The sequence below is a fragment of the Acidobacteriota bacterium genome, from assembly GCA_012517875.1.
Classification (GTDB): domain Bacteria; phylum Acidobacteriota; class JAAYUB01; order JAAYUB01; family JAAYUB01; genus JAAYUB01.
In genome coordinates, this window is sequence record JAAYUB010000101.1 from 22,070 (window position 1) to 46,504 (window position 24,435).

General features: G+C 63.5%; 20 protein-coding genes and 1 pseudogene. 13 read left to right on the forward strand and 8 right to left on the reverse strand.

Annotated elements, in window-relative coordinates; translation table 11 throughout:
* Nucleotides 1-154: 154 nt before the first annotated feature.
* From GX414_10860 to GX414_10880, 5 genes are all read right to left on the reverse strand, one after another.
* The gene (locus GX414_10860) at nt 155-1,153 is read right to left on the reverse strand and encodes a DUF362 domain-containing protein (GenBank protein ID NLI47594.1); all 999 of its coding nucleotides are present in this window, start codon (nt 1,151-1,153) and stop codon (nt 155-157) included.
* Nucleotides 1,140-2,678, reverse strand: coding sequence for an AmmeMemoRadiSam system protein B (gene amrB, locus GX414_10865; GenBank protein NLI47595.1), 1,539 nt, complete (start codon nt 2,676-2,678; stop codon nt 1,140-1,142). Before amrB ends, GX414_10860 begins: the two co-directional genes overlap by 14 nt.
* 51 nt (nt 2,679-2,729) lie before the next feature.
* Entirely contained in the window at nt 2,730-3,749 is a 1,020-nt protein-coding gene (locus GX414_10870) for a VWA domain-containing protein (GenBank protein NLI47596.1), read from the reverse strand.
* A gap of 103 nt (nt 3,750-3,852) precedes the next feature.
* On the reverse strand, nt 3,853-4,740 hold the full coding sequence (locus GX414_10875) for a DUF58 domain-containing protein (protein ID NLI47597.1): 888 nt from the start codon (nt 4,738-4,740) through the stop codon (nt 3,853-3,855).
* A 45-nt stretch (nt 4,741-4,785) separates the two neighbouring features.
* Entirely contained in the window at nt 4,786-5,805 is a 1,020-nt protein-coding gene (locus tag GX414_10880) for an AAA domain-containing protein (protein NLI47598.1), read from the reverse strand.
* A 155-nt stretch (nt 5,806-5,960) separates the two neighbouring features.
* Here GX414_10880 and GX414_10885 point away from each other — a divergent pair, with 155 nt between their 5' ends.
* From GX414_10885 to GX414_10945, 13 genes and pseudogenes are all read left to right on the forward strand, one after another.
* Nucleotides 5,961-6,761, forward strand: a complete 801-nt coding sequence (locus GX414_10885; protein NLI47599.1) for an SCO family protein — start codon at nt 5,961-5,963, stop codon at nt 6,759-6,761.
* The gene (locus GX414_10890; GenBank protein ID NLI47600.1) at nt 6,748-8,376 is read left to right on the forward strand and encodes a cytochrome c oxidase subunit I; all 1,629 of its coding nucleotides are present in this window, start codon (nt 6,748-6,750) and stop codon (nt 8,374-8,376) included. The genes GX414_10885 and GX414_10890 overlap by 14 nt, the downstream gene beginning before the upstream one ends.
* Nucleotides 8,377-9,047: 671 nt before the next feature.
* A pseudogene (locus tag GX414_10895) lies at nt 9,048-9,131 on the forward strand (cytochrome c oxidase subunit 3 family protein).
* 11 nt (nt 9,132-9,142) lie between these two features.
* Nucleotides 9,143-9,421, forward strand: a complete 279-nt coding sequence (locus tag GX414_10900; protein NLI47601.1) for a cytochrome-c oxidase — start codon at nt 9,143-9,145, stop codon at nt 9,419-9,421.
* Between the two features lie 8 nt (nt 9,422-9,429).
* The gene (gene coxB, locus GX414_10905; GenBank protein NLI47602.1) at nt 9,430-10,344 is read left to right on the forward strand and encodes a cytochrome c oxidase subunit II; all 915 of its coding nucleotides are present in this window, start codon (nt 9,430-9,432) and stop codon (nt 10,342-10,344) included.
* On the forward strand, nt 10,341-11,204 hold the full coding sequence (locus GX414_10910; protein NLI47603.1) for a UbiA family prenyltransferase: 864 nt from the start codon (nt 10,341-10,343) through the stop codon (nt 11,202-11,204). Before coxB ends, GX414_10910 begins: the two co-directional genes overlap by 4 nt.
* Nucleotides 11,205-11,234: 30 nt before the next feature.
* Nucleotides 11,235-12,482, forward strand: coding sequence for a hypothetical protein (locus tag GX414_10915; GenBank protein ID NLI47604.1), 1,248 nt, complete (start codon nt 11,235-11,237; stop codon nt 12,480-12,482).
* A 4-nt stretch (nt 12,483-12,486) separates the two neighbouring features.
* On the forward strand, nt 12,487-13,005 hold the full coding sequence (locus GX414_10920) for a cytochrome c3 family protein (protein NLI47605.1): 519 nt from the start codon (nt 12,487-12,489) through the stop codon (nt 13,003-13,005).
* Between the two features lie 21 nt (nt 13,006-13,026).
* Nucleotides 13,027-15,741: a 4Fe-4S dicluster domain-containing protein gene (locus tag GX414_10925; protein ID NLI47606.1), complete on the forward strand. Its 2,715-nt coding sequence runs from the start codon at nt 13,027-13,029 to the stop codon at nt 15,739-15,741.
* A gap of 1 nt (nt 15,742) precedes the next feature.
* The gene (gene nrfD / locus GX414_10930) at nt 15,743-17,041 is read left to right on the forward strand and encodes a polysulfide reductase NrfD (GenBank protein ID NLI47607.1); all 1,299 of its coding nucleotides are present in this window, start codon (nt 15,743-15,745) and stop codon (nt 17,039-17,041) included.
* Nucleotides 17,038-17,475 carry a DUF3341 domain-containing protein gene (locus GX414_10935; GenBank protein ID NLI47608.1) on the forward strand — a complete coding sequence of 146 codons (438 nt, stop codon included), beginning with the start codon at nt 17,038-17,040 and terminating at the stop codon, nt 17,473-17,475. Before nrfD ends, GX414_10935 begins: the two co-directional genes overlap by 4 nt.
* Nucleotides 17,472-18,482, forward strand: a complete 1,011-nt coding sequence (locus GX414_10940) for a hypothetical protein (protein NLI47609.1) — start codon at nt 17,472-17,474, stop codon at nt 18,480-18,482. Before GX414_10935 ends, GX414_10940 begins: the two co-directional genes overlap by 4 nt.
* A gap of 242 nt (nt 18,483-18,724) precedes the next feature.
* Complete coding sequence (locus GX414_10945; protein ID NLI47610.1) at nt 18,725-20,389, forward strand: SUMF1/EgtB/PvdO family nonheme iron enzyme; 1,665 nt, start codon at nt 18,725-18,727, stop codon at nt 20,387-20,389.
* A 1,333-nt stretch (nt 20,390-21,722) separates the two neighbouring features.
* Here the strand turns inward: GX414_10945 and GX414_10950 are convergent.
* From GX414_10950 to GX414_10960, 3 genes are all read right to left on the reverse strand, one after another.
* The gene (locus GX414_10950; GenBank protein ID NLI47611.1) at nt 21,723-22,595 is read right to left on the reverse strand and encodes a hypothetical protein; all 873 of its coding nucleotides are present in this window, start codon (nt 22,593-22,595) and stop codon (nt 21,723-21,725) included.
* A gap of 103 nt (nt 22,596-22,698) precedes the next feature.
* Nucleotides 22,699-23,439 (reverse strand): hypothetical protein, encoded by a 741-nt coding sequence (locus GX414_10955; protein ID NLI47612.1) that lies wholly within the window; start codon nt 23,437-23,439, stop codon nt 22,699-22,701.
* A 14-nt stretch (nt 23,440-23,453) separates the two neighbouring features.
* A partial coding sequence (locus GX414_10960) for a hypothetical protein (protein ID NLI47613.1) occupies nt 23,454-24,435 on the reverse strand: 982 nt, incomplete at its 5' end.

The window sequence follows — 24,435 nt, forward strand, 5'->3', positions numbered from 1 at the left end:
GTCCAGGTTCACGGCCGGATGCCCTTCACCGGCCCGGTCCTGGCCCATGGCGCAGCCGCAGGCGGCGAGCGTGAACAGCTTGGCCATGTCCCGTCGGCTCCAGCGCGTCATGACCATCTCCTCGATCCGGGCGACGCGGGCGGCGCCGCTCGATTCAGATCTCCAGCCAGCGGATGGCATCCAGGCATGCCTCTCCGAGGCCCAATCGCCCGGCCTCCGCAAGGTAAGCCGGCTCACGATGCTCGGCGGCCAGCGTGGACATCCCCGCCTCCCGGCGCCGGCGCTCGATGATCTCCTGTGCCACCCGGTCGGCGGCCACCCCGTCCGTGGCGACAATGAGCCCGTGAAAGGGCCAGGTGTACGCCGAATGGAAGGCCGGCCCACCGTGATACTGGGCCAGGTGGGCATCGGCGATGTGCAGGCGGACTTTGCGGCGGATGCTGTCGTGGGTCCAGAGGTGGGCGACGGACGGGGAGCAGTTGTCGTTGTGGTACTTGTTCGGGTTGTGGATGACACCGTAGAAATTCTTCAACATCACCGCCACGCCGGCCAGGTCGTGGTCCTTGAGCACGCCCAGGTTGATCGCCGCGGTGCAGTGCCGCGTGAGGATGCGGGCGAAGCAGGAACCCACCGTCATGGCATGGCTGAGCTGAGGCTCGTAACCGTCCACCAGCGCGTCGGTGCCGAAGATCTTCAGTCCACGACCTGTGGTATTCAGGGTGTAGCCGGCCCGTTGGAGTTCCCGGTCGGAGCGGTCCCAGACGATGATTCGCTCGTCCGGGATTCCGGCCCCGTTGAGCCGCATGGCGATCGCCCGGACCAGTTCGTACCGTGGGACCAGCGGCCGGCCGGCCATGGCGTTCACCTTGATGGCCACCACGTCATCGGGCCGGAACAGACGCTTCCAGGCGGCTGTGGCGGTCTCTTCCTCCATCAACCGGGCCATGGCGCGATCGAGCAGCGCGCCCGGCGTCGCCGGAGTGGTGCTCCCCTTGGCTGCTCGGGCAACAACCACCCGGCCCCGCCACCGGTCCGTCGGAACGATTTCGCCGAATGCATTGTGGAACCATTGGGTCGATGCGCCGATAAGCAGGGGGCCGGCTGCGACGGTCTTGAGGCTGTCGGTCAGAAACTCGCGCCTACTCCTTCTCATTAAAGACCACCGCCGTGAAGGTCATCAGGACGGCGTCCGGCTCGCGGTAGGCGCCGGCGGGCAAGCCGGCCTTGCGGCAGACCTGCTCCAGGAACTGCCGTCGGTCCCAGCCCCACTCCACGGGCACCTGGGGCAGGAGCAGCCCGGACCGGCCGCTCTTCTGGATGACAAGGCCGTGCTTCCCCACCTGCACGGTCTGCGGATCAGGACACGGCGCCAGGGGGGAGAGAACGGAGATTTCAATCCGGAGTTTCCGGAGCTCGTCCCGGGTCACCGGCGGGAATCGTGGGTCTCGCACCGCTGCGTTGACGGCCATGTCGGCGACCGCCTGGTACAGCGGCACCTGCGGAGTGACGTACCCGATGCAGCCCCGCAGCTCGCCGCCACGGGTGAGTGTGACGAACGCACCGCGGAGCTCCTTGAGCCGAGGGGTGAGCGTATACGCGCCGACGTCCACCGCCGGCTGCCTGCCATCGCGCATGTAGGCATCCAGCGTCCGTCTGGCAATGCTCAGCAGGGTGTTTTTTTCCGCCGGGCTCAGTGTGTATTCGGACGCAGCCGGGGTCTCCTGCGCGCCGCCGGCGACCTGCGGATCGGCAAACAGAATGGAAACATAGCTGACGGATTTCGTGAAGTCACGGGTGATCTCCCCGGAGGTGGTGTATTCCAGCACCCGGCCCTTGATCACTTTTTTCTTCGCCAGCTGCTGCAACGCGCGGATGGCGATGCTGATGCCGTTGCGGCCGCAAATCGTGTCGCGGGTGGTCCGAATGTGTTCCATGAATCCGTCGTAATCCAGGGCCGCGATCTGGCCCGCCGCCTTCAGGTTCCATTTTTTGAGATTGCCCGCCGGATCATCGCGGAACGGCACGAAGCCGTAGTTGGGGCCGTAATGCGTGAAGTCGGAGGAGACCACGAGCAACGTCTGCTCGTCGAGGAGCGGTTCGAGAAGTCCGGCCAGCGTCCGCACATCCTCCGATTTCAGGTCGCCCACCAGGATGGGGATGATCCGGACCTTGGGCAGGGTCACCTGGAGGAACGGCAACTGGCATTCCAAGGCGTGCTCCCGGACGTGTGCGTCGGGCGCGTCCACGAACAGGGCATGGGTTTGCAGCCGCCGGCAGGTTTCCAGATCGAGATACACCGGCCCCAGCGGCGTGTCGTAGGCGGCGGCAGGCGTGATGGATGCGCCCCGGAAGGCACCGTAATGGGCCGGGGCCAGCAGCACCACGCGCTCCCACTTGCCGCCGCGCAGGTGCACGTAGCCGGCGGCGGCGGTGGAGCCGGAATACACGTAGCCGGCGTGGGGCACCACCAGCGCCACCGGCGGCTCGTCCGGTTTGCGCACCGCGTTACGGGCCGCCCGGTCAAGGAGGGACTGCACCTGGGTGCGAAGGCCGTCGGCCGACGCCTCATACCACAAGCCGGCCACCGCCGCCTCGCGGTGGGGTAGATCGCCTGCCGCCGCCGGCATGACCATCACCGCCATCAACAGAACCGCCAGGAGACAATATTGGGCTCTCATTGCGTCCTCATTTATCGTGTGTGGCGGAACGCGCCGGGTCGCATGGCCCGGTCATTTCTCCACCGCTTTGTAGCTTTCCTTGTGGCTCACCTTCAGCTTGTCGGGCTTGCCGTCACGATTGATGTCCGCTTCCGCTTCGACACGAATCTTCCGATTCTTGTTGTCCAGCTTCTGGTTCGTGGGCGTGTAGGCCATGGTGTACTGGTAACGCAGGTACATATTCAGATTGCGAAAGACGCTGGGATATTCCGAACTGAACCGCGGGAAGAAGGCTGTGCCACCGGTCTTTTTGGTGATGGACTTGAGACGCAGATCGGCCATCAGCAGGTCGGATCGGGTAGCCGACGAGTAGAGCGGCTCGTTGATCGTCCGCTCGAGCTGGCCCATGCTGACGGCGTAGATCACCGTATCCGAGGTCGCCGCGGCCTTAAGGGCGTCGTCATAGGTCTTCTTGCTGAAGGTGTCCAGACCCGTGCTCAGCAAGATGACGGCTTTCTTTCCCTGGACATCCTTCATCCGGTCGATGGTGAAAATGACCACATCGGCCAGCGCGCTCTCATTGAATCCCTTGTAGTACAGGCTGATGTTCGCCTCGCGGATGATCTTCTGTTTGTCGAGGGTGAAATCCACGGCGATATGGGGCTTGATATCGTAAGTGATCAACGCGCAGTAATCGTCCGGGCGCAGGTTTTTGACGAAATCCAGAACGGCATACCAGAAGTCGTATTCCAGACCGGAGATGACCCCGCTGGATTCAAGAACCAGCACCACGTTGATGGGCGAGAGATCCGGAAAGAAATTGGTCAGCTCCTGCAACTGACCGTCCTCATATACCTTGAAGTAGCTCTTGTCCAGTCCCGTGATGAGGTTACCGTCCTTGTCGGTGACCACCACGTTGAGGGTGACCGCCGGGATGTTGACGCTGACGGACGTGTAGCCTTCGATCTTCTCGTCCTTGCCCTTCTGCCCCTTGCGGGTCTGGCCCGCGTCGTCCTGGGCGACACCGAACCCGACGACGGCACCGAGCAGCGCGACGGCCGCAAGCAACGTCAGAGATCGTCTCCGAATCATGAGATCTCACCTCCGGACCATTATACACAAACCATGGCCGCACGCAACGGGCATGTGCCGCTACATCAACAGATTCCCAAAGCAGCGGGTGGTTTCGGACGGCTCAGACGCGGGTCTGGATCTGTAGCCGCCGGTGGAAGAGTTGCTGCAGCTCCGTCTCGTACGCGGAGTCGGTTTTCAGAAGCAGGAAATCGGCCCCCGCCTTCTGGAAAATGGCCGCGACTTCCTCCAGGCGGCGCCTGACTCCGGCGGTGTAGCGCTCACGGGTCCGCCGGTTGACCGCGACCACGCGGTTGCGGGACGCGACGCCGTCGAAGACGAACACCCCACCGGGCGGCCCGTCCACCTCGGTGGGATCCAGAATCCCCAATGCGATCACGTCATGGCGGCGGCACGCCATCTCCAACTGCTCGGGGATCCATCGGGAGTAGATGAAATCCCCCACCAGGAAGACGACGCTCCTTTTTTTTAGCCCGTGGGTGAGGAACTTGAGGAGTTCGTCCAGGTCGCCGCGGTGGCCGACGAGGCGTGCGGCCAGAATCCGTTTCAGGAGCAGGAAGCCCTGCTGGTTGCCCTTCTGCGGGGGGACGAACTCCATGGGGGCGTCGCCGCCGTACACGATCAGACCAGGACGGTCACCGGTGTGCAGCGCCGAGAAGATCAGCAGCGCGGCGATCTCAGCCGCCGCGTGGAATTTCGTCCGGGTGGTGGTTCCGTAATCCATGGTGCGGGAGCCCTGCAGGGCGGTGATGATGTTGAGTTCCCGCTCCTCCATGAGCTGCTTGACGTATAGGTTGCGGTGGCGCGCCGACACGTTCCAGTCGATGAGCCGGATATCGTCTCCCTCCACGTACTCGCGCACCTCGGAAAATTCGAGCCCCTGCCCCCGGAAGACATTCCGGTAGGACGAGGCCAACCCGCCCTGCATCTTCTTGCGGGTGCGGATCTGGATCAGGTGCAGGTTGCGAAGCAGGTCCTTGAGTTCCAGCACGACTCTATCCCATGCCTCCCGGCGGGTCGGATCCCGCCGGTCCGGTTACGGAACGTTGACCGTGTTCAGGATCGTCTTGATGATTTCGTCCGCCGTGATGCCCTGGGCCTCGGCCTCGAACGACAGCAGGATGCGGTGGCGCAGCACGTCGGCGCAGACTTCCTTGATGTCCTCGGGCACGACGAAATTGCGGCCCATCAGGAACGCATGGGCCCGGGCGCCCACCTTCAGGGCGATGGTGCCGCGCGGCGACGAGCCGAATCGGATGAACCGCGCCACGTCGAGTCCGTAGTCCGCGGGGCAGCGCGTGGCGAACACGATGTCGAGGATGTAGTCCACCACCCGGTCGTCGATGTACACCTTATTGGCCATGATCCGCAGCTTCTGAATGCGTTCCGGCACGATCACCTTCTGGAGCTGGATCTGCCGGCCCCGCGCCAGGTCCATGGCCACGCCTTCCCCTTCGGTCATCCGCTGCAGGATCTTCTTCTCGGCATTCTTGTCCGGATATGAGATGAGGATTTTCATCAGGAAGCGGTCCACCTGCGCTTCGGGCAGCGGGTAGGTGCCCTCCTGCTCGATGGGGTTCTGCGTGGCCAGCACGAGGAACGGATCGGTGAGTGGAAACGTCTCCTTGCCGATGGTCACCTGCTTCTCCTGCATGGCTTCAAGTAAGGCCGACTGCACCTTGGCGGGCGCCCGGTTGATTTCATCGGCCAGGAGCACATTGGTGAAGATGGGCCCCTTGCGGGGCTCGAAGGCGGTGGTCTGGGAGTTGAAGATCATGGTCCCGATCAGGTCGGCGGGAAGCAGATCCGGCGTGAATTGGATCCGCTTGAAATCCAGGTTCAGCACCTCGGCCAGAGAGCTCACCGCCATGCTCTTGGCCAGGCCGGGCACGCCCTCGACGAGGATGTGCCCGCCGGTGAGCAGTCCGATGAGGAGACGATTGAGCAGCTTCTCCTGCCCGACGATCCGCTTCTTCAGCTCGCCCAGGATGCGCTGAACGTGAAACAGCTCGTTCTGGACATCTTCCCGGCTGATGGTGAACTTGGTGGAGGTCATGGTGGAACGCTCCCGCAAAAACTATGTCGGATGAAAGAGTCACATGGTACCATAGCTCGCGCATCTCAGCCAAGTCACGAAGTCGGAGCCGAATGTTTTTCGGTTGGTTTTCTGTATTCTTTTGTTAAGATATTTCAAACACTCAGGAGGGTTTCATGACGCGTCCCATGACCGCCATGATCTGTTTGTTGCTGGCGACCACCCTGTCGGCACAGACCCCACCCCCATCCTCCACCGGTGACGAGATCGGCGTGGAGGAGCATCTCGGCGAGACAATTCCCCTGGACCTTGTGTTCAAGGATGAGGACGGCCGCAATGTCCGCCTGGGCGACCTGGTGGACAAGCCCACCCTGCTGATCCTGGTCTACTACCGCTGCCCCAGCATCTGCAATCCGCTCATGAACGGCGTCGCCGAAGGTCTGGACCGGCTGGACCTCGTGGCCGGCCGGGATTACACCATGCTGACCATCTCGTTCGACGACCGGGAAGGCCCCGACCTGGCGAAGGAGAAGAAGGCCAACTATTTGAAAACCTTCCGTCGTCCGTTCCCCCCCGAGGGTTGGCGCTTCCTCACCGGCGACACGGCCGCGATTCAGGCGCTGACCCGGTCGGTGGGCTTCAAATACAAGCGCGACGGCGAGGATTACCTGCACCCGGTCACCATGATGGCAATCTCGCCGCAAGGGAAGATTGTCCGCTATCTGTACGGGATGACCTTTTTGCCGTTCGACCTGAAGATGGCCGTCTTCGAAGCCGCCGAGGGGCGCGTGGGGCCGACCATCAGCAAGGTGATGCTCTACTGCTTCAGTTACGACCCCGACGGCAAGACCTATGTGTTCAACATTCTCAAAGTGACCGGGACGCTGCTCCTGATCCTCATCGGCTGCTTTCTGCTGGTCCTGGTCATCACCTCGAAAAAACGCCAGAAGGAGAAGTCGCGCGATGTCGCACAGTAACGCGGACGCCGGCGCCCGACCCAGCTATCTCGAGGTCAGCGGCCGCCGCACGGGCATCCTGGGCTGGATTCTCTCCACCGACCACAAGCGGATCGGCATTCTGTACATGAGCCTGATCCTGGGCTTTTTCCTCGTGGCGCTCTGCATCGGCCTGCTCATGCGCCTCGAGCTGCTGCTGCCGGGCCCGACCATCGTCCAACCCAACACGTACAACGCCCTGTTCACCCTCCACGGGGTGATCATGATCTTCCTCTTCATCGTTCCTGGCATCCCGGCCATGTTCGGCAATTTTTTTCTGCCCATCCAGATCGGGGCCAAGGACGTGTCTTTCCCCCGCTTGAACCTGGCCTCCTGGTGGTTGTACGCGATCGGCGCCGTCATGGCGCTGCTGTCACTGTTCACGGGCGGCGGTGTGCCCGACACCGGCTGGACGTTCTACGTGCCGTTCAGCCTGCGCACCGGCACCAACGTGCCGCTGGCGGTGCTGGCCGTCTTCGTGATGGGCTTCTCGTCGATCCTCACCGGCCTCAACTTCATCACCACCATCCACCGGCTGCGCGCGCCCGGCATGAGCTGGTTCCGCATGCCGCTGTTCGTCTGGTCACTCTACGCCACGGCCTGGATACAGATCCTGGCCACGCCCATCCTGGGAATCACGGTGCTGCTGGTCTTCCTGGAGCGGCTGTTCGGCATCGGCCTGTTCGATCCGGCCAAGGGCGGCGACCCGCTCCTGTACCAACACCTGTTCTGGATCTACTCGCATCCGGCCGTCTACATCATGATCCTGCCGGCCATGGGCGTCATTTCGGAGATCTTCCCCACCTTCGCCAAGCAGAAGATCTTCGGCTACAAGGCCATCGCCTTCTCCAGTCTGGCCATCGCCTTTGTCGGCTACCTGGTCTGGGGACACCACATGTTCACCAGCGGCATCAGCGACACCTCCCGCTGGATCTTTTCCCTGCTCACCTTCATTGTCGCGGTCCCGAGCGGCATCAAGGTGTTCAACTGGGTGGCCACGCTCTACAAGGGCGCCATCGAGGTGCCCCCGCCCATGCTGTTCGCGCTGTCGTTCATCTTCCTCTTCTCGATCGGCGGCCTCACCGGCTTCGTCGTGGGCGCGCTGGCCACGGACATCCACATCCACGACACCTACTTCGTGGTGGCCCACTTCCACTACGTGATGTTCGGCGGCGTGGGCATCGCCATCTTCGCCGCCCTGCTCTACTGGTTCCCCAAAATGTTCGGCCGGATGTTCCGCTACCGACCCTTCTTCATCTCGTGGGTGTTCATCTTCGTCGGATTCAACACCCTGTACTTCCCCATGTTCATCATGGGCTGGCTGGGCATGCCCCGCCGGTACTACGACTACATGCCGGAATTCCAGATTTGGCACCAGATTTCCACGGTGGGCTCTTGGCTGCTGGCGACGGGGGTGTTCATTTTCTTCATCTACTTCGTCAAGTCGCTGCGCGCGCCCCGCGGTGCGCCGGACAACCCGTGGGGCGGCACCACGCTCGAGTGGCGCGTGCCGTCACCGCCCCCGGCGGAGAATTTCATCGAGATCCCCACGGTGACCGCCGGCCCCTACGACCATCACGGGGAGGGGGACGTATGAGCACCGCGACGCTTCACGAACCTCACGTCCACGTGGACGCCACCGGCGCTAAAATCGCCATGTGGCTGTTCCTGTTCACGGAGCTGCTCCTCTTCGGCGGGCTGTTCCTGGCCTATGCCGTCTTCCGGACGTACTACCCGGCCGACTTCCACTACGCCACCACGACGCTGTCGGTTTCCATCGGCGCCCTCAACACCGCGCTCCTGCTCACTTCCAGCCTGACTATGGTGCTGTCGGTGGCCGCCCTGGAGCGGCTCAACCGGCGGCTGAGCGTCATCCTGCTGGGGGTGACCGCGCTGCTGGGGATCCTGTTCCTGGTCAACAAGTACTTCGAGTGGTCGGCCAAGTTCCACCATGGGCTCTACCCCGGCTCCCAGGACCTGGCCCTCCACCCGGACGGCGAGAAGGTCTTCTACGGCCTCTACTTCACCATGACCGGCCTGCACGGCGTGCACGTGCTGGTGGGGGTGGGGGTGCTGGTGGTGATTCTGGCGATGATCGCCCGCCGTCCGCGCCGGACAGTGAGCGTGCCCATCGCGGCGCCCACCGCCCTCGCCCTCCAGGGGGACGGCGGACCGCTCTGGAACCAGGCGGCGGACGTCCAATTGGACGCGGTCGACGTCACTCTCGTGTACCGCGAGAACCAAGCGGTTGCTCACCGGCAGCTCATCAAGCTGGAGAACGCCGGCCTCTACTGGCATCTGGTGGACGTGATCTGGATCTTCCTTTTCCCCCTGCTCTACCTGATCTCATGAGGAGGCCGACCATGGAAAAGAAAGAACTCATGCCATACGGCACCTACATCATGATCTGGTTCGGCCTGCTGGTGCTCACCGGCGTGACCATCATCGCCGCCAGCCTGCATTTCGGCCAGTGGAGCATCATGACGGCCATCGCCATCGCCACGGTGAAAGGCGCGCTGGTCCTGTTCATCTTCATGAACCTGAAGCGGGAGGAGCGGTTGTTCAAGATCATGCTCTCCCTCGCCCTCGTCACCATGACCGTGATCATGGTGCTGACGTTCGCCGACATCTCCTTCCGCTGAGGTGACCGATGAACACCCCCACTTCCACATTCACCTCGGGTGTCGATCAGGTGTTCCTGCTCATCGTCGGCATCTCGGTGGTGATGCTCGCCCTGGTGACCGTGCTCATGATCTACTTCGTGATCCGCTATCACCGCCGCCGCCACCCCATGTCGGAAAAAGTCAGGCAGCGCACCTGGCTGGAGATCACCTGGACGGTCATTCCCACCATCCTGGTGCTGATCATGTTCTGGTTCAGCTTCTCCGAATTCCGCAAGATGCGCGACGTCCCGGCGGACGCTCTCACCGTCCAGGTCATCGGGCGGATGTGGGACTGGGCGTTCGAGTATCCCAACGGCAAGAAGACCGATAAGCTCTACGTCCCGCTGGACCGCGCCGTCCGGCTGGAACTCAAGTCGGTGGACGTCAATCACAGCTTCTACATCCCGGCCTTCCGGGTGAAAGAGGACGTGGTTCCCGGTCGGCAGAATTTCCTCTGGTTCCGCCCCCAGTCAATGGGTCCCGCAGACATCTACTGCGCCGAGTACTGCGGGCAGAACCACGCCTACATGATGTCCAAGGTGATCGTCATGAGTCAGTCGGAATTTGAGACCTGGTATCACGAAACCGCCGCCGAACCGAAGTCGGGGGCGCCGGCCGCGCTGGCGCTCATGGATGACCAAGGCTGCCTCACGTGCCACAGCGTCGACGGCTCGCCCGGCGCCGGCCCCACCTTCAAGGGAATCTTCAATCGGCGCACGGTGGTCCTTGTAAACGGCCGCGAGCGCGAAATTGACGCCGACGCGGCGTATCTGCGGCGGGCGATTCTGGAACCGAACGCCGAAATCGTCAAAGGTGCCGCCATGGAAATGCCGGCATCGCCGGATCCGCTGAGCGCCGAAGATGTGGACGCGATCATCGCGTATCTGAAGAATCTGAAATGATGGCGTTGCTCGAGTTGTTCAAACCGCGGATCGCCCTGTTGGCCGCCCTGACGGCGGCCGTGGGCGCAGTCTTGACGCCGCCGGGCCCGGCCGCGTCGATCCTGCCCCCGGCGGCGGCGGTGTTCGCGCTGGCTGCGGGGGCCTGCGCCTTGAACCAGTACCAGGAGCGCCGCGCCGACGCCGCCATGCCCCGCACCGCCCGCCGGCCCATCCCCTCGGGGCGTCTGCGGCCCGCGGTCGCACTCGGGGCCGCCGGTGTCGCCATCGCCGCCGGAACGGGCGCGCTGGCCGTGTTCGGCGGCATGCCGTCGGCCGCCTTGGGCCTGCTGGCGGTGCTCTGGTACAACGGTCTGTACACGCCGCTCAAGGGCCACAGTGCCTGGGCCGCCATTCCGGGCGCCCTGGTGGGCGCCGTGCCGCCGCTCATCGGCGGGTGGGCGGCCGCCGGCGGGCCGCCGCCGCCGGCGGTGTGGGCCCTGGCCGGATTCATGGTCCTGTGGCAGGTGCCCCACTTCTGGCTGCTCCTCCTGGCTCACGCGGACGAGTACCGGCGCGCCGGTTTTCCCGTGCTGACGGAGCGTTTCCAGCCCGGCCGGCTGGTCCGCGTGACGGCCGCCTGGACGCTGGCCGCGGCGGTGAGCAGCCTGGTGCTGCCGCTCTATCTGGATCCCGGGCGGAGCTGGATCGCCTGTTTGATCCTGCTGCCGGCCGCGGGATTGTCACTGGCCGCAGTTCGGTTGCTGCCGTCGTCGTTGGACCGTCCGGACGGGCTCTATCGGCGGGTGTTCGGAACCATCAACGGGTTTGCCGTGATGACGCTGGCCCTGCTGCTTCTGGATCGAGCTCTGGTCTTGCGCTGAGACGGAATCACATCAAAGGGGTTCATCGGGATGGACATCTTGAATAACATGCTGCTGCCGCCGGGTGTGGAACACCTCCAGATGCTGCCGGTGCTGGTCGTCTTCATGCTCTATGTGCACCTGCCCTTCGCCGGCATCGCCTGGATCAGCAACCTGCTGTCGCTGGTGTTCTGGCGGCGGGATCCCGCGGCCGCCAGGGACCTAGGCCGGGTGGCACCCCTCACGTGGAGCACCATCAGCATCTTCGTCGTGCTGCCTCTGGCCAGCCTGCTGTTCCTCTTCCAGCATTACCTGTACGGCGAACCAGTGCCCGTGGGCAGTTATATCCTGCGGTTGACGTCGCCCATCATTCTCGGTTTTTTGCTGCTGGCATTGGGCCAGCGCCGCCGGCAGGCGGCCCTCGTCGCCGCCGGTTCGGTGCTGCTGGCAGGCGGTTACTTTTTCTTCTCCAGCGTCATGAACCTGGCCTTCACCCCCGAAAAATGGCCGTTCATCCGGCGCCCCCTGCCGGACGTCTTCTCGGTGACCGTGGTGGTCCATTTCAAGGTGTTCTGCCTGGTTTCTGTTTTGCTGGCTGGCGCCGCCATCCTCTTCTTCCTGTTCCGCTGGCCGGAGAAGCGGCTGCCTGCCGACGCACCTCACGCCGAAACGTTCCGGCGCATGGCGCTGGCCATGGTGGCCGGCGGTAGTCTGCTCCTGCCCGTCTTCATGATCTGGGAGCTGTACGTGGCACCCGAACCCGCGCTGTCTCTGAACACCTTCTGGCTCAGCGCCGCGGTACTGGTCCTGCTGGCCGTTTTGGCGATCTGGTCGATCACCATGCTGGGGCGACCGGCGTCCCGGTGGATCGCCGCGGCGTTCGTGGGCGCCCTGGCCGCCAGCGGCTTGCTCATCCTCAAAGACTACTCGCTCCAGGCCGCCGCCAACCAAGAGCACTGGGTGCTCCTCAACGAGAGCAGCGCCCGGGCGCTGGCCGAGTGGCAGGGGAAGCGCGCCGCGGAGCTGGCCAAGAACATGGTGGCCGACGACAAGCTGGGTGAAAAGATTTACAACGACCGATGCACCGCCTGCCACCGCTTCGATCAGAAGGTGGTGGGCCCGCCGTACAACCAGGTCCTGCCCAAGTACGCCGGCGACGTGGAAAAGCTCAAGACATTCCTCCGCAATCCCGTTAAGGTGGATCCCGCTTATCCGGCGATGCCCAACCAGGGTCTGACGGAGCTTGAGGTTGCCTCGGTGGCCGCCTTCCTGCTGAAGCAGATGGAACAAGAGAAGTGAGGGAATGGCCATGAAAACCCGCAAGCTGATGCCGTTCCTAGTCGGTTATTTCCTCGTGTGCCTCTTGGCCGTAGGCGCGCTTGGCTGGTACTGGCTGAAGTACCAGCAGGCGCCGGTACAACCCATCAATTTCAGCCATCAGATCCACTCCAACAAGCTGGGTTTGGAGTGCACCTTCTGCCACACCACCGTAGCCGTGTCCGCCCGGGCGTCGGTCCCGCCCCTCCAGCGCTGCATGGAGTGCCACCAGAACGCAGCCACCGACCGGCCGGAGATCATTAAACTGGCCGGCTACTGGAAAGCCCGGCAACCCCTGGAATGGGTCAAGGTGCATGACTTGCCGTGGCACGTGCGCTTCACTCACAAGCGCCACGTCGCGGCCGGCGTCGATTGCACCGTCTGCCATGGCCAGGTCAAGGCCGAGAGCCGGGTCCGCCGGGTCCGCTCCCTGATGATGGGCTGGTGTGTGGACTGCCACCGCGCCAAGCAGGTCTCGGTGGACTGCTGGGTTTGCCACCACTGATTGGAACGACAGGAGTTCATGATGGAACGCAGAGACTTCCTCAAGGTGCTGGGCATCGCGTCGGGCGGCGTGGCCGCGTCCTGGTCGTCCGGCTTCGGCCAGGACAAGCTGGTTTCCCGCATCCTGCCCCCACCGGAGGGACACGTCCCCGGCGAGCCGGTCCAGGTCCACTCGGTCTGCACCGAATGCCCCGCCGCGTGCGGCCTGACGGTCACGGTGCGCGACGGGCTGCCGGTCAAGCTGGAAGGTAATCCGCATCATGCCGTCGGGGGCGGCACGCTCTGCGTCCGCGGCCAGGCGTCGCTGGTGCGCGTGTACCATCCGGAGCGGGTACGCCGTCCGCTCTATCGTGAGCCCGGCGGCGAGCTGAAACCCATCGGCTGGGACGAGGCGCTGGGACGCGTCCGCACCGAGCTTGCAGCCGCCGCCGGCGCGGGCCGGACGAACGCATTCTGGGGCGGCCGGAGCACCGCCTCACTGCACCGACTGATCGGCGAAACGTGCGCAGCGCTCGGCCTGGAGCGCCTGCCCGAGTTCGAGATTTACCACTATGGCGCCCTGCGCGGAGCGTACGGCCGGCTCTTCGGCCGCCGCACCGTACCGGCCTATCACATTGACCGGGCTGACGCCCTGCTCACCGTCGGCGCCGACATCGTGGACACGTTCCTCTCCCCCGTGGAATTCGCCCGGCGGGTCGCCCCGAAGCTCGAGACCGGCTGGCCCTGGTTCCACGCCGAGCCGGCGCTCAGTCTCACCGGCGCCAGGGCCGCGCATCGGCTGGTCATCGCCGCGGGGAGCGAGCGGTTTCTGCTGGCCTGGCTGCTGCGGACCGTGCCGGCGCGGCAGCCGCTTCCGGCCGACGTGTCGGCCGCAATCCCGAACGTGACCCGCGAAGAAGCGGCCAGCAAAACCGGTGTTCCGATCGCGGACCTGGACGCTCTCGCCCGCGCGCTGGCCGCCGCCCGGCACCCCCTGGTGGTCGCCGGCGGCGTGTCGACGGCCCACGCGGACGGACACGCCGTGGCCCTGCTCGCCGGCCTGCTGCAGTGGAGTCTCGGCGCCATCCCCGAGCTGGTGGATTTCTCTGCGGACCATACCTTCGACGCGGTGGGCACCCTGGCCGATGCCCAAAAGGTCGTCCGCCGGCTGAAGGAGCGTCGCGTGGGCGTGCTCATCCTGAGCCGTCTCCACGGCCTGGAACTCCTCGACGGCGCCCTCGAAGCGTTGCCGGATGCCGCGTTCAGCGTGGGCATCACCGATTTCCTCTCGCCCGCCTTCGCCGGGTGCCGTCTGATTCTCCCCGTGTCCCACGCCCTGGAGTCATGGGGCGACGCCGAACCGCGACGCGGTCGTCTCGGGCAGATCCGGCCGGTGTTCCGCCCCCTGCATGGCACCCGCTCCGAGGGCGACATGCTGCTGGGGCTGGCCGGGACATCCATCTCCTACAAAGACTACCTGTTCAAAGCGTGGAAGCCGTACCCCGCCGCCTGGTGGACACAAGGGTATGTGGAACGCCCGGTTCGGGCGGAGACGATCAAGTTGGCTGACGGAGCTGCCGCCGCGCTGGCCGCGATGGGCCGGGCGCCGGAACTGGCGACGCCGGTTCTGGTGGTGGCGCCGTCGCTCCGCACCTTCGACGGCCGCAGCCGGGTGATCCCGCTGCTCCACGAGATCCCCGATCCGCTGTCCACCGTCACGTACGGCCCGTGGGTGAACGTACCCCCCGGTCTGGCCCGCTCCATGGGGCTGGCCGACGGTGACGAGCTGCGGCTGGGCGGTGCCGCTCTGCCTGTCCGCGTGTTGCCTGGCCTGCCCGACGGCGTCCTGCTCGCCGCCGTGGACGCCGCCGCCGGACTCGGTCTGAAGGCGGATCCGGCCACCGGCGAGCTGCTGGTGTGCCAGAGCGGCGTAGCGGTGACCAAGACCGGCCACCGGGTGCCCCTCCCCTTCCTGTCCGGCGGCATGGACGCAACGAACCGCGGCATCGTCCCCGGCGATGTGGGGGTCCACCACCACCACGAGAAGCATACGCTCTACGAGCCCCACGAGCATGTGGACTACCGCTGGGCCATGGCCGTGGACCTGGACCGCTGCATCGGCTGCTCCGCCTGCGTGGCCGCCTGCTACATGGAAAACAACATCCCCGTCGCCGGCCCCGAGGAGCACCTCCGCGGCCGCGAGATGTCGTGGCTCCGGGTGCAGCCGTACGTTCGCGACGGTGAAGCGCCCGTCTTCATCCCGGTCATGTGCCAGCACTGCGACGCCGCCCCCTGCGAGACCGTCTGCCCTGTCTACGCCACCTACCACAACGAGGAGGGCCTCAACGTCCAGGTCTACAACCGCTGCGTGGGCACCCGCTACTGCAATAACAACTGCCCCTACAAGGCGCGCCGCTTCAACTGGTTCGAGTATGACGCGCCCGCGCCGCTGGACCGGCTGAAGAACCCCGACGTGTCGGTGCGGCCCAAGGGGATCATGGAGAAATGCACGTTCTGCATCCAGCGCATCACCCGCGCCAAGGACAAGGCCAAGGACGACGGCCGCCGCAAGGTGCGCGACGGCGAGATCGTGCCCGCCTGCGCCCAGACCTGCCCGGCGGGCGCCATCACGTTCGGCAACATCCTGGACGAGACATCCCGGGTCTACCAGTTGGCCCATTCCGGCCGGGCCTACCGCCTGCTGGAAATGCTGGGCACCGAACCGGCCGTCTACTACCTGAGTAAAAAGGTGAAGTGACATGAGCCTCGGCACCTACTTCGACCAGTTGGAACACGACGTCCTCGCCGCCATGCGGAAGCCATCGAAGCTCTACTGGACCGCCCTGGCCGTCTCGGCCGCCGCCTTCGCCCTGGGCCTGGGCTGCTGGGGATGGCAGATCTTCGAGGGACTGGGCGTGGCCGGCATCCGCTCGCCGGTGGGCTGGGGGGTGTACATCACCGACTTCGTCTTCTGGGTGGGCATCGCCCACTCCGGCACTCTCATCTCCGCCGTGCTGTTTCTGTTCCGGGCCAAGTTCCGCTGCAGCTTCAACCGCTCGGCCGAGGCCATGACCGTGATCGCGGTGATGACCGCCGGGCTGTTCCCGCTCATCCACCTCGGCCGGTGCTGGTTCTTCTACTGGCTCATGCCCTACCCCAACCAGCGCCACCTCTGGGTGAACTTCCGCTCGCCGCTCATCTGGGATGTGTTCGCCGTGAGCACCTACTTCACCATCAGCGCGGTGTTCTTCTTCGTCGGCCTGATCCCCGACCTGGCCATCGCCCGGCGGCGCTTCACCGGCTGGCGGCACTGGGTGTTCCGGATCCTGTCGCTGGGCTGGCAGGGGACGGCCGAACAGTGGAAGCATTACGCCTGGCTGTACATGTTCCTCGCCGCGTTCGCCACGCCGCTGGTGATCTCGGTCCACTCGGTGGTCTCGTGGGACTTCGCCATGAGCGTGATCCCCGGCTGGCACACCACCATCTTTGCCCCGTACTTCGTCGCCGGGGCCATCTTCTCGGGCACCGCCATGGTGATCACCCTGGTGGTGCCCATGCGCCGCATCCTCGGCCTGGACAACTACATCACCGTGGACCATTTCGAAGCCATCGCCAAGATCCTGCTCTTCACTTCGCTCATCGTGTCCTACTCCTACATCGTGGAGTTCGTCCTGGCCTGGTACAGCGGCAATCCCTTCGAGATCGCCCACTTCTCCTTCCGCGCCGTTGGCGACTACAAGTACCTGTACTGGCTGATGCTCTTCTGCAACGGGCTCCTGCCCCTCACTCTGTTCGTGAAGCGGCTGCGCCGGAACCTGAAATACCTGTTCGTGCTGTCGCTGTTCGTGAACGTCGGCATGTGGCTGGAGCGTTTCGTCATCATCGTCACCTCGCTGGCCCGCGATTTCGACCCGTACAACTGGGGCAACTACGCCCCCCGGTTCGTCGAGATCGGCGTCACCATCGGCAGCTTCGGCATGTTCTTCATGCTGTTCCTGATCTTCACCAAGATGCTGCCGGTGCTGGCCATCGCCGAAGTCAAGGAGCATGCGTCATGATCCGCGAATACAAGTTCGACGACAAGGCGGCGTTCCTCCACAAGCTCGAAGAGCTGGTCCGCTCCGGCGTGCACCCCCGTCGGCTGACCGTGACCACGCCGTTTCACGTCCACGAGGTGGAGCACATCCTCCACCTTCGGCCGAGCCGGCTCAAGCTGTTCACGCTGATCGGCGCGGCGGCCGGTCTCACCGCCGGATTCGCCTTCACCATCGGCACCGCGCTCGACTGGCCCCTGCGCACGGGCGGCAAGCCCATTGTGGCCCTGCCCACCTACATCATCGTGGCGTTCGAGCTCACCATCCTGTTCGGCGGCGTGATCTCGTTCCTCGGCTTCCTGTTCCTGAGCCGGTTCCCGGACATCCCCGCCATCGTCGCCGGCACCGAGTGCGGGCCGGAGTTCATCATCCGCGAGGACACCGGGGAGGCCGTATGAGCAAACGCGTCACTACCCTCGCGGCGGCCGCCGTGATCCTGATCCTGGTTGTAGAGTGGGCGTTCCATGGCGCGTCGGGCATGGCGCTCGTCGTGGCTGTGCTCTTCTGGGCCGCGATCTGTCAGGGGATGGTCGCTCTGGCCGCGGCGGCCGACCTGTCCGGCGCCAAGTGGTTCCTCCCCATGCGCGAGCACCTGATGGGCGTCTACCCGCTGCTGTTCGCTTTCCCGGCGCTGTTCCTCGTGTTTTCGGCCAACCTGTCCGTTTACCCGTGGCTGGAGCACCCCACCCGCTGGCTGGAACCGAACTTCTTCGTCATTCGCAACACTGCGATGCTGCTCCTGACCGCGGTGGCCGCCCACCTGTGGATCGGCGCCGACCGCCGCGGCGGCCGGTCGGCCAGGGTGTTCTGCATCCTGTACCTTCTCGGTTTCGTCGTCACCCAGTCGCTCATGGCGTTCGACTGGGTCATGTCGCTGGAGGCACCCTGGATCAACACCCTGTTCGGGGCGTATTTCTTCATCGAAGCGCTTTACCTCGGCATCGCCGCCACCGCCCTGGTCGCGCTGCGGCGCGCCCGTCGCGAGCCTGCCCGCTACCGGCCGGTGCTCGTGGACGCGGCCAAGCTCATCTTCGGCTTCGCCCTGCTCTGGGCCGGCCAGATCTTCGCCCAATACCTGACCATCTGGTATGGCAACATCCCCGAGGAGGTGGGCTACGTCTACCGGCGCGTGGCGGTCCAGCCGTACGGCGCCATGGCCGTGTTCGTGCTGCTGGCGATGTTCGTGCTGCCGTTCGGGATCCTTGTGGCCCGGGCGGCCAAGACTCACCCGGTCCCGGTGATCGCCGCCGCGGGCCTCGTGATGGCCGGCTACGTGGTGGAAAAGCTCGTCTTCATCCTGCCCGCCGCCCCGGTGCACCCGGTGGCGCTGGCGCTGGAATTCGTCATCCTCGGCGCCCCGGTGGCCGGCTACCTGTTCGCCCGACCGGACGTGCCGCCGTCCTGACCGCCATTTTTCCACAGGCGGCGAGGCTCATGATGGCTGAACGACCATGCATCCCGAATGCCGATCGGGACGGGTTGCCATCAACCTTTTCTTTAAGAACTTTTCGCTATGATACCTCATCTATATCGGACAGATAGGGCGTGAGACTTAATGTGCACATTTTCTGTGGAAATCTTGTGAAAAACGCCCGGAGCGAATGACAGAAAAACGTAGAAATCCCATGCTGTCAGCGAGGTGATCCGGTGAAGGGACGGCTTGTGCTCCTCCTCTGCGGTTGTGCCCTCCTCCTGGGTGTGGCGGCGGGGCCCGCCCGGCCGGCTCACGCCGAAAACGCCCTGGAACCCCTTCCTTTCCCCGTGGGGGAAACCATCACCTTTCGGTTCAGGTGGAAGGCGTCACCCCTGCTGCCCGCGATCGATGCCGGCGATTTCACCTTCCGCTTCGCCGGCGAGGGACGTTTCGAGGGCCGGCCGGTCTGGGTGGCCGAGGGGATGGCGGAATCGGTGCCCGGTTTCCGTTTCCCGGTGAAGGACTACTTCAAGAGCTACTTCCAGCCCGGCGACTTCCAGGGACTGCACGTCTGGGGCGTCCGGAGCGAGGGGCCGGATTACCTCCAGCAGATGATGTTCTTCTACCCCGACACGCGCCACATGTGGCTCAAGGAGTATTCCCGCGCGGACGATGGCGTCCGCGTCACCCGCAATGAGCTGCACTACGGCTTCCCCTCCCCCATGCCGGACGCCCTGGCCATGATGCCGGCCCTGCGGACGCTGGGCCGGGCGATGCGCTTCCCGGCCGACCTGAACGGCTCCTACCTCGGCCGGGTCAAGAAGATCACGGTCACCTACGAGGGGAAAGAGACGCTGGACACGGTGATCGGCCGCCTCCCCGCCTACCGGTACAACATCCTGAACCTGTTCGGCACCATGATGGATCCCGACGATTACTTTTACGTCTGGTCCTCCGCCGACGGCCGCTACATCCCGCTGAAGATCAAGGCCAAGGTCCGCTTCGGCAATGTGGACGGCAAGCTCACCCGGCACGGGATCCGGTCCGAACCGCTGATCCCGGCAAAATTGGACCTGCTGGCGCCGCTCCCCGACGCCCGGCCCGACGTGTCGGGCACCCTGAACCTGCCCGCCGGCGAACCGCCCGCCACGGACATGGTCCGCGTGCCCGGCGGCGCCTTCCGCCTCGGCGATCGGCGCGGCGCGGCCGGAATCCCGGTCAGGGTGAGCCCGTTCCTCATGGACCGCTTCGAGGTGACCAACGCCCAGTACCTGAAGTTCATCCAAGCCACCGGCCGGCCGGCCCCGGCTGTCCAGCCGCTCGAGTACTACGAGCGCAAGTTCAAGTGGAAACCCGACGGCTACGAGGAGTTCCTCCGCCTGGCTGAGCCGTACCGGTGGCGAAACGGCCGCTGCCCCGCCGGCCGCGATCACCACCCGGTGGTGCTGGTGACGTGGGATGACGCCGCGGCCTACGCCCGCTGGGCCGGCAAGCGCCTGCCCACCGATGCCGAATGGGAGTGCGCCGCCCGCGCCGGTCTGGCCGCCGGCGACGCGTATCCGTGGGGCGGCCCGGCCGACCCGTCGCGCGCCAACACGAGCGAGGGGGACCGCCTGGGCACCGTCCCCGTCACCGCCATGCCCGGTGGGCGGAATGCGCTGGGCCTGGCCCACCTGTCGGGTAACGTCGCCGAGTGGGTCCAGGACTACTACGACGAGAAACCTTTCGGGGACGGTGCGGTGAATCCGACGGGTCCGTCGGGCGGCCGTTTCCGCGTCATGCGCGGCGGCGACTGGCGCCACCCGCTGACCGCCGCTGCGGTCTGGTCCCGCGGCCGTGACTGGCCCGGCACCGCCTACATCAACGTGGGCTTTCGCTGCGCCCGCGACCTCAAGTAGCTCCGGCGCCTGGGAAAGCAAATGGTGAACGGTGAATGGTGAATAGTGAGGAGTCCATGCCTCCTCGTGAGTCGTAATCGTAATTCGTAATCGTGATCGTAATTCGTAATCGTGATTCGTGATCGAGGCTCGTTCCCGCAGGCGGACATCGGACTTCGGACATCGGCCGCGCCGTGCGCGCAGCGTTCTGGATAGCACGCAGTGCTCTGGAGTGCGGCGGCTTGACGCTGCTTTGGATTCCGGAACAAAAGTGCCTCGCGCTACTGCCGTGTGCGAGTTCGACCACGGCAAAATCATCCGGTATCATGTGATGCTGCCGGGCTGCAGCAAAATCCGATCGCTGCGGCACGCGTCCGGCCCGGAGGGACGGTGGTCAATAGCCAGGGCCGCAGGCCCAGGTGGGCGTTGTTTAGTGATATGGCACGCGCCCTGACGGGTCGCGGGGACCATGCGGGGCGGCCGATTGTTCGCAAACCATCCACACATGTTCGTCAGCGCGCGTTCATCGAACGCGCGGTACGACGGAAGTACGCCGCGTTCGCCGAACGCGGCCTGATGTACCTCGCGGCCTCCGACCAGCACCTCACGCTACTGCCGTGCGCGAGTTCGGGCACGGCACGATCGTGCAGTACTCGCGCCACTGCCCCAGGCCACATTCGCCGAACGCGGCCCGCGGCACAATCCCGCCGCGTCAGCGGCGGCGGCGTGTAGCCCGGACCGACAGGTCCGGGTGCGCCGCGGGTCCGTGCGGCCGAGCTCCGCAGGAGCGACGGGGAAGCAGCTGACGTTTGGGGGCCCCATGTTCGGCCCCAATTCAGGGTTGTGCCGAACGCCGACGGGGGACAGCCATTCTCCCTAGGGGCATTGGCTCTGTCGCGTGTCCTTGGCTCTGCCCCGTTTCCCCCGCCGCTGCGCGGCTCTGCCCAGCCCTTTGTTTCCCGCCACCCGGGCCTCGCGGCCCGGGCTACACGCCGCGGCCGCCGCCGCGGCCGGACTACGGGATCGAACGATCCGATCCTCCGATCCCATGGATCGTGCGGTTTCAGTGGGCCGCGTCCGGCGGACGCGGCCTACGGCCGAATCCAAAGCGGCGTCGAGCCGCCGCACTCCAGGGCGCGGGCCGCGCAGGGCGCCACCGCGGCGTGCGGTTAGTCGCGGAAAGCCAACTCCCGGCGCCTGCTCCGCAGGGAACCAGAGCGCAGACGTGTCTGCGCACTCCAAACCAGGTGTCCCGGCGCTTACGATCGTCCACCACCGCCCCGAGTCTGTTTCGCACGATTCTACCCACCGAATTCGCGCGCCACGACCCGCCTCCCGGAGGGAGGCGAAGATATTAGCCAGGGGCAAGGCCGCGCCCGGCAGGGCGGGCCGCAGCCCCTGGAAAGCCGATCATTCCTCGCGGATCCGCGCCCTGACGGGGCGCGAGGAGAAGGCGCGGAGGTCGGTCGCGCCGCGAATGGCAGAGGCGGTGCGTCATGGTGGAGTTGGCGGGAGGCGGTCCGGCACTACATTGAACATCAGGAAGAACACCATCGGAAGGAGACCTTTCAGGAAGAATATCGTCGCTTCCTGGATGCTGCCGGCACGCCGTATGATGACCGCTATCTGTGGTGACGGCTCCCCGCGCCCGCTCCGGGGCGCGGAGAGCCGGTTTGGGGTACGTCTTTCCGGTGGCCGCGCCGCCGGCGGTCTTCACCTTGATGCGGCGCTTCCCGTCCGCGTCGTAGTAGTATTTCCAGACCACGCCGGCCGCGTCGGTGAGCGTCCCGATGTGCCCCTGATCGAGGTAGGACATGAACAGCGAGTCCTGACTGTCGGGCGCCGGTATCTGCACCAGGTTCCCCAGCACGTCGTAGCCATACCCGGCGCCGCCCAGCCGGTTGGAGCCCCGGTCCACCACCAGCGCCAGCGAGCTCGGCAGGTCGCCGCCGCCTCCCGCGGTCCGCGTGCGCGCGGTGATGTTCCCGAACTCGTCCATGGCATAAGTATACACCGCATCCGCCACGGCGCAGCCCGTCAGGCGGTTCAGCCGGTCGTAGCTGTAGCCGAAATCCATGGTGTACGGGGTCCCGTTGGCGGCCAGGCGCAGGGTCCGCGTCACCGCGGCGATGTTGCCGTTGGCTTCGTAGCCGGCGTAGTCCAGCCCGAAAAGCACGGCGCTGCTGGTGGTGGCGGTGGTGGCGGTCACCGCGGTGGTCCCCGCCACGATCCGCACCGGCCAGAGCCGCGCCGCGTCGAACGCCTGCCCCCAGCCCGCCTGGCCCGTGGCCGCGTGGCCGTTTCAAATTATCAGAGTCTTTGCCCTTTTGTTAATCATGCTCGTCATGTTGGACATAGCGTCCTTGCGAGAACTCGAAATACTCAAAAATCCCCTCATCATTTATTCTGAGCAGTAATTGATCACTTTCTTTTACAGTTATTCCAATCTGTTCCAGAATTGGATGTACAAGATCCTGATTTATATAGCTTTCATTAAAATCTCGGGAGAAAACAACTTTATAGTCATTATCAATATATTTAAGAATTCTAATTGTAGACTTGTTTCTAAATATGAGATTGGCACTTTTAATCACAATCTCATCCAACCGTTCAGAACCAGTCGGCATATCAAGATCGATGTAATGAATTCGAGTCATAAACGTTTGACATGAAGGAGATGAAATTTTTCCCACTAATTTGCCCTCTATGCTCAAGATGAGAATGCCTTCATCTGTTTGGAGACACAATTCTTTGCCTGCAATTGGATGAATATTGTTAAAACTAAAAGAACTAGAAAAATTCGTTGAATATATACTACACTTCCCTTTAATCCCATAAATATAGCGCCGGAGCCACTCCTGACCATCTTTTTCGTATGAATTATGCAATTTCAGATATAACATTGATTTATTTTTGTGTAAAAACTTAGAAATATACTTCTCTGCCAAAACTTGGTCGGTCATAGTGAGCAATTTGCACATCGATGCTTCTTTGCAATACGTGCTTACAACACACCAAGAAAAAAAGATTGCTGTAACGACAAATGCTCTGCCGGTTTTTATGTTCATCATTTTGCCCTTATTTGTTATCTGGATTTTTTGAAATTTTCCTTATCTGACAGGCTCATCGCTTTCGGATCGGGTTGAGTTTTCCTAAAATATGTAACTTTACAAGCACCGAATGATTCATATTTCTTCAACTCTTCTTGAGGTGTTGTTTTGTATGCTTCAGGAATGGTACCACCAAGACCAATTATTGTAGATGCGGATCCATCACTTCCAACAGCACTTACTGTCATTGAATGTAAAATAGTACCATTATTATCAGAAAAAATTGCAACATCCCCTTCTTGTACACTTTGATTATTGTCACGATCAATCTTTGTGTACTCATCATCGAGTATTGTTTGAACATCATTCGGGTTGCCGATTGTGTACTGTCCATCAGCAAAAGTGAGTCCGTGACAATTTGTGTTATAGCCTGAAGCTTTCTGGCTGAATTGATTTTCATGCGCAAGGATTCTATTCCCTTTCTCGGTAAATAAATAAAATGGCCGTCCCCTTGTACTCGACTTAGCTGTAGGTATTTTGACCTCTTGAGAATGAATCATACTTCCATTATTATCGAGGACAACGTTACGTTTAAACTTCCCATTCTTTTCTCTTGCTAAAAATCCATCCTCATCAATGAAACGGATAGGATTGTTACGAACATGGGAGTAAAGATTCCAACTTTGAGGCAGATGAAGATGATTATCTTGCATTGGTTTGTCCGGACTAAGCCATCTGCACAGTGTATTGTTATAGTATCTCCCTCCAAAATAATCCGTCTCTGATTCACAATCTCTCTGTTTGCCGGTGAACATCACGCTCTCCTGCGTCGTCGGTGGGTCGATGACTTCGCCGTAGGGCATCAGGTCGTAGTATTCCTGGATGACCGGGGAGAAGACGCCGCCCGATTCGGTGAACACCAGCTCCGCGCGCGTCGAGCCCAGGTGGTCCAGCAGGAGGAATTTCGGCTCGTAGATGGATTCGTCGATGTCGTCGGTGCCCGGGATGCGGTGCACC

What these genes read in the sequence shown, in the direction of transcription:
- GX414_10955 (NLI47612.1), bottom strand. Translation starts at nt 23,439, where the DNA reads ATGATGAACATAAAAACCGGCAGAGCATTTGTCGTTACAGCAATCTTT.
- GX414_10940 (NLI47609.1), top strand. Translation starts at nt 17,472, where the DNA reads ATGAGCAAACGCGTCACTACCCTCGCGGCGGCCGCCGTGATCCTGATC.
- GX414_10920 (NLI47605.1), top strand. Translation starts at nt 12,487, where the DNA reads ATGGCCATGAAAACCCGCAAGCTGATGCCGTTCCTAGTCGGTTATTTC.
- GX414_10880 (NLI47598.1), bottom strand. Translation starts at nt 5,805, where the DNA reads ATGACCTCCACCAAGTTCACCATCAGCCGGGAAGATGTCCAGAACGAG.
- GX414_10890 (NLI47600.1), top strand. Translation starts at nt 6,748, where the DNA reads ATGTCGCACAGTAACGCGGACGCCGGCGCCCGACCCAGCTATCTCGAG.
- coxB (NLI47602.1), top strand. Translation starts at nt 9,430, where the DNA reads ATGAACACCCCCACTTCCACATTCACCTCGGGTGTCGATCAGGTGTTC.
- amrB (NLI47595.1), bottom strand. Translation starts at nt 2,678, where the DNA reads ATGAGAGCCCAATATTGTCTCCTGGCGGTTCTGTTGATGGCGGTGATG.
- GX414_10860 (NLI47594.1), bottom strand. Translation starts at nt 1,153, where the DNA reads ATGAGAAGGAGTAGGCGCGAGTTTCTGACCGACAGCCTCAAGACCGTC.
- GX414_10915 (NLI47604.1), top strand. Translation starts at nt 11,235, where the DNA reads ATGGACATCTTGAATAACATGCTGCTGCCGCCGGGTGTGGAACACCTC.
- GX414_10925 (NLI47606.1), top strand. Translation starts at nt 13,027, where the DNA reads ATGGAACGCAGAGACTTCCTCAAGGTGCTGGGCATCGCGTCGGGCGGC.
- GX414_10910 (NLI47603.1), top strand. Translation starts at nt 10,341, where the DNA reads ATGATGGCGTTGCTCGAGTTGTTCAAACCGCGGATCGCCCTGTTGGCC.
- GX414_10900 (NLI47601.1), top strand. Translation starts at nt 9,143, where the DNA reads ATGGAAAAGAAAGAACTCATGCCATACGGCACCTACATCATGATCTGG.
- GX414_10870 (NLI47596.1), bottom strand. Translation starts at nt 3,749, where the DNA reads ATGATTCGGAGACGATCTCTGACGTTGCTTGCGGCCGTCGCGCTGCTC.
- GX414_10885 (NLI47599.1), top strand. Translation starts at nt 5,961, where the DNA reads ATGACGCGTCCCATGACCGCCATGATCTGTTTGTTGCTGGCGACCACC.
- nrfD (NLI47607.1), top strand. Translation starts at nt 15,743, where the DNA reads ATGAGCCTCGGCACCTACTTCGACCAGTTGGAACACGACGTCCTCGCC.
- GX414_10935 (NLI47608.1), top strand. Translation starts at nt 17,038, where the DNA reads ATGATCCGCGAATACAAGTTCGACGACAAGGCGGCGTTCCTCCACAAG.